This window comes from Rhizobacter sp. (assembly GCF_035702065.1).
Lineage (GTDB): Bacteria > Pseudomonadota > Gammaproteobacteria > Burkholderiales > Burkholderiaceae_C > Rhizobacter.
Genome location: NZ_DASSRA010000055.1, coordinates 1 through 4,919, shown reverse-complemented (window position 1 = coordinate 4,919; position 4,919 = coordinate 1). Strand labels below are relative to the sequence as shown.

Sequence of the window (4,919 nt, the reverse complement as noted above, 5' to 3'; positions counted from 1 at the left end):
TGGTGTGTGCGTGCACGCCCGTGTTCCCGAATGCGCCCAAGGAAATCAAGGCCGTGGATGAACAGGGCACGGTGCCCGATTCGCACGAACAGGCCTATGTGACCAAGGACGGCTATGCCGTCAACACCTTGCAGGGCGTCTGGCTGTACGACCCGACCAAGAAGCAGGCGCTGCTGCCGCCGCAGACGGCGCCCACCATCGGCGACCGTCTCAGCGAGCGCGGCATCGCCTGGGCCTACTACGCCCAGGACTTCAACCGCGCTGTCGAAGCCACCAAGGCCGGCAAGGGGCTGTCGTCGTTCTCGTACCACCACCACCCCTTCACCACCTTCAAGCGCTTCATCGACAGCGAAGAGCAGCGCAAGACGCACCTGAAGGACCGCAGCGACCTGATGGCCGACATCCGTGCCGGCAAGTTGCCGCCGGTGAGCTTCTACAAGCCGACCGGAGGCAAGAACATGCACCCCGGCCGCGGCACCGTGGCAGACGGCGATGCCGAGGCGACCGAAGTGGTCGAAGCCATCATCGCCGGCCCGCAGTGGAAGAGCACGCTCGTGATCGTCACCACCGACGAAAACGGTGGCTTCTGGGACCACGCGGCGCCGCCCAAGGGCGATCGCTGGGGCCCCGGCTCGCGCATCCCCGCCATCCTCGTGTCGCCCTTCACCGAAGGCGGCCGCATCGACCACACCCAGTACGAGACGGTCTCGATCCTCCGGCTGATCGAAGAGCGCTTCGATCTCAAGCCCCTGGGTGAACGCGACGCCAAGGCCACGAGCCTGGTGCGGGCACTGAAGAACTGACGGCACGGCAGGCAGCACGGCCGCCACGGTGCGGCGCGACTGCCCGCCGGCTGAACCAACCTCGAAATATCACGGAGACATCAATGACGACAAGACATCACCAGCTCACGACGGTGCGCTCATTCACCGTCGCGGCCCTGGCGCTGGCTGCGGGGACGGCCATGGCGCAGGTGAGCATGAGCGGGCGCCTCGACCAGAGCGTGGTCAAGACCTCGCCCGGCAAATGGGAGCTGACCAACGGCTCTGCCAACCGGCTCACCATCCGCGGTGAAGACGACCTGGGCGATGGCACCAAGTCCTACTTCTACCTGCAGCATCGCTTTGCCGGCGACACCGGCCTGCCACGCTCGGCGACCCAGTTCTGGTACTACTCCTATGTCGGTCTGGAGGGCAAGTTCGGCGATCTGAAGCTCGGCAACCAGAGCTCCCCGCTCGACGACGGTACCAACAGCGACTACGAGATTTTCCGTGGTGACACGGTGGCATCGAGCGTCTCGCGAATCGCGGGCGGGCAGAAGATCTGGACCAATGGCGTCGACTACACAACGCCGACACTGGCAGGCTTGCGCGTGCATGTGGGCGTGGGTCTGGGTGAAGGCGCGACCAAGACGCGGGGCCAGGGCGGCTCGGTGCTGTACGACAACAAGGGCCTGAGCCTTGCGGCGTCGGCTCAGCGCAGCCCGACCGATGTGAAGACCGTCGCGGCAGGCGGTAGCTACAAGTGGGAAGCCGTCACCGTGATGGGCACCTGGGCCCATTCGGAGCGAGTGCCCCATCCGGTCACCAGGGCACCCACCGCAGAGCAGACCGACATTCAGGTCAGCGCCGGCTACCGCATCGGAATTGGCGAGGCGCGTGTGCTCTACAACACCAGCGAGCTCGCCGACGTCACCACGCGGGTTGCCGGTCTGGGCTACTTCCACTTCGTGAGCAAGCGCACGGCCCTTTACGGCGCGGCCTCCGACACCAAGCAGGAAAGCAAGTCCTCCGTGCAGGCCTACCAGGTCGGCCTGCGCCACCTGTTCTGAGCGGTCGATGAGCATGCACTGCACGGCGCCCATGACTGAAACGCGCAACGGGGAGACAGCATGATCCAGAGACGTCACTGGATGGGTGGGCTCGCCTTGATGCCGGGCATGTTGTGCAGTGCCTCGCTGGCCCGGGCGGCGGCGGCGTCGGCCCCGTCCGCTCGGGGCTTCGACGGGCCGTTCGTGATGGCCTTGATCGCACCATCGCACACGCCCGAGGAGGCGCGCGCCAAGTGGCGCCCGCTCGCCGACAAGCTTGCCAAGCGGCTGGGCGTGGCCGCGGAACTGCAGGTGTCGAAGCAGTATGCCGACGTGGTCAAGGCAGCCGCGAGCGGCCGTGCCCACGTGTCATGGCTCAGCAACTCGAGCGCGCTCGAAGCGGTCGAATCGGGAAGCGCCGAAGTCTTCGCCACGATGCAGGTGCGCGGGCCCGACGGCCAGGCTCTCACCGGCTACCGCGCGCAGATCGTGGTGCGCGACGACTCGCCGCTCCATTCGGTGGACACCCTTCTCGCGCAGGCACCGAAGCTGTCGCTGCGCATGGGTGACGCCAAGTCCACCTCCGGCTACATCATTCCCTTCTACTACGTGTTTGCCAGGCGTGGCCTCAACCCCGCCACGCTGTTCAAGTCGCTCGCGATCGGTGGCCACGCCGAGAACATGGCTGCTGTCCTGGCTGGGCAGGCCGATGCCACCACGACCAACGACGAAGAGGTGAAGAAGCTCGCCCAGCGCGACCCCGACGCCGCGCGTCGCCTACGGGTGATCTGGTCGTCTCAGGAGATCCGCCAGAGCCCGCTGCTGTGGAGCACGGCCTTGTCGCCCCAGGTGCGAAGCGCCATCCGAGAGACGGTGCTCGGCTTCGGGCAGACCCAGGCCGAGCAGCAGGCGCTGATGGACATGAACCGCATCGTGAAGTTCGTGCCCTCGTCGAACCGGCAGCTCCTGCCCATTGCCGACATCGACCTCTTCACGGCACGCAGCACGCTCGCCGCCGACACCACGCTCACCGCCGAGCAGAAGGCTGCGGCCGAGGTGCAGATCAACCGGCGCGCGACGCGGCTCGAGGTCCTCCTCAAGCGCAGCTGAGGCCCCCTGAATCCACCCATTTCACACAAGACAGACATGAGCACCTTGAACATCCCAAAGGGACGCAGGCACGACCTCGCGTGCCTCGGCCGACTTGCTGTCGATCTTTACGCCCAGCAGGTGGGCAGCCGGCTCGAAGACGTGAGCAGTTTCAGCAAGTACTTCGGCGGCTCGTCGGCCAACATCGCCTTCGGGGCAGCTCGCCTGGGGCAGCGGGTGGCGATGATCTCGCGTGTGGGCAACGAGCAGATGGGCCGCTTCCTGGTCGAATCGCTGCAGCGCGAAGGCTGCGACACCTCGCAGGTGCAGGTCGACCCTGAGCGTCTCACTGCCCTGGTGCTGCTGGGGCTGAAGGATCGCGACACCTTTCCGCTGCTCTTCTATCGCGAGAACTGTGCCGACATGGCACTGGACGCCTCGGGCATCAGCGAAGACTTCATCGCCGGCTGCCGCGCGCTGCTGATCACCGGCACTCACCTCAGTACCCCGGTGGTTCGAGCCGCTTCCACCACCGCGCTGGCCTATGCCGAGAAGCACGGCGTGCTGCGCGTTCTCGACATCGACTACCGCCCGGTGCTGTGGGGCCTCACCGCGCGCGGCGAGGGTGCCAACCGCTTCGTGCCCGACGAGTCCGTGACGATCCAGCTGCAGACCGTGCTGCCGGAGTTTGATCTGCTGATCGGCACCGAAGAAGAGTTCCTGATCGCCGGCGGCGTACCAGGCGACCTGCTGGCGTCTTTGCGTGCTGTGCGCGCGGTGACTGCAGCGGCCATGGTTGTCAAGCTTGGTGCCGCCGGCTGCTGCTTCATTCCGGGCGCCGTGCCCGAGCGGCTGGAGCAGGCACAAACCGTGCGCGGCGAGCGTGTCGAGGTGATGAACGTTCTGGGTGCGGGAGATGCCTTTGCCGCAGGCCTGCTGAGTGGCCTGCTGAGCGGCCACGACTTCGAGGCGGCCGCCAGGCAGGCCAACGCCTGTGGCGCGATCGTGGTGTCGCGCCATGCGTGCTCGCCGGCCATGCCGACGCCGGCCGAGCTGCAGCACTGGTTCAGCGGCGCACGTACGCCGCGCGTCGATGCCGACCAGCAGCTGGCCCACCTGCACCGCACGACCGTGGCCCGCACGGCCTGGCCCGAGCTGTGCGTGATGGCCTTCGACCACCGCAGCCAGTTCACCGACCTGGCACGCGAAGCCGGTGCCGACGCCGCGCGCCTGCCGGCGCTGAAGCAGCTGCTGGTGAAAGCGGCTGAGCGTGTCGAGGTCAGCCACGGCCTCAAGGGCCGCCTGGGCGTGCTGATCGACGGCGGCATGGGCGCTGATGCACTCGCCTCGGCCACCGGCCGGGGCTGGTGGGTCGGGCGGCCGGTGGAGCTGCCGGGCTCGCGCCCGCTGCGCTTCGATGTCGACAGCTCGGTCGGTTCGCAGCTTGTGAGCTGGCCGGCCGAACAGGTGGTGAAGTGCCTGGTGCACTACCACCCCGACGATGCGCCCGCCTTGCGCCTGGAGCAGGAGCTGCGCTTGCGGCAGCTTTGGGAGGCCACGCGTGCGAGCGGGCATGAGCTGCTGCTGGAGGTGATCCCGCCGAAGCAGGTGAACCCGTCGGTGTCCGCCGACGAAGCTGTGCTGCGCGCGATCCAGCGCTTCTACAACCTCGGGTTCAAGCCCGAGTGGTGGAAGCTGGCGCCCATGTCGTCGACCGGCTGGCAGTCGCTCGCCAACCTGGTGCAGCAACGTGACCCGTACTGCCGCGGCGCGGTGATCCTCGGCCTGAACCAGCCCCTGGCCGACCTGGCGCGCGGCTTCGCACAGGCCACGCATCCCATCGTCAAGGGCTTCATGGTGGGGCGCAGCTTGTGGATGGAGCCGTCGCAAAAGTGGCTGCGCAACGAGATGAGCGACGTCGACTTCATCAAGGCGGTGGCACGCAATTTCGCGACCTTGGTCGAAGCCTGGGCGAGTTCGCGGCAAGTGCGCAGGGAGGCCGCATGAAGACCGTGCGGCT

4 protein-coding genes are annotated in these 4,919 nt (G+C 67.2%); all 4 read left to right on the top strand.

The window, feature by feature from the left end; translation table 11 throughout:
* A partial coding sequence (locus VFL64_RS02620; RefSeq protein ID WP_489538829.1) for an alkaline phosphatase family protein occupies nt 1-803 on the top strand: 803 nt, incomplete at its 5' end.
* Nucleotides 804-886: 83 nt separating this feature from the next.
* The gene (locus tag VFL64_RS02615; RefSeq protein WP_489538828.1) at nt 887-1,831 is read left to right on the top strand and encodes a porin; all 945 of its coding nucleotides are present in this window, start codon (nt 887-889) and stop codon (nt 1,829-1,831) included.
* Between the two features lie 60 nt (nt 1,832-1,891).
* Nucleotides 1,892-2,920, top strand: a complete 1,029-nt coding sequence (gene phnD, locus VFL64_RS02610) for a phosphate/phosphite/phosphonate ABC transporter substrate-binding protein (RefSeq protein WP_489538827.1) — start codon at nt 1,892-1,894, stop codon at nt 2,918-2,920.
* Between the two features lie 36 nt (nt 2,921-2,956).
* Nucleotides 2,957-4,906, top strand: a complete 1,950-nt coding sequence (locus VFL64_RS02605) for a bifunctional 5-dehydro-2-deoxygluconokinase/5-dehydro-2-deoxyphosphogluconate aldolase (protein ID WP_489538826.1) — start codon at nt 2,957-2,959, stop codon at nt 4,904-4,906.
* Nucleotides 4,907-4,919: the final 13 nt, after the last annotated feature.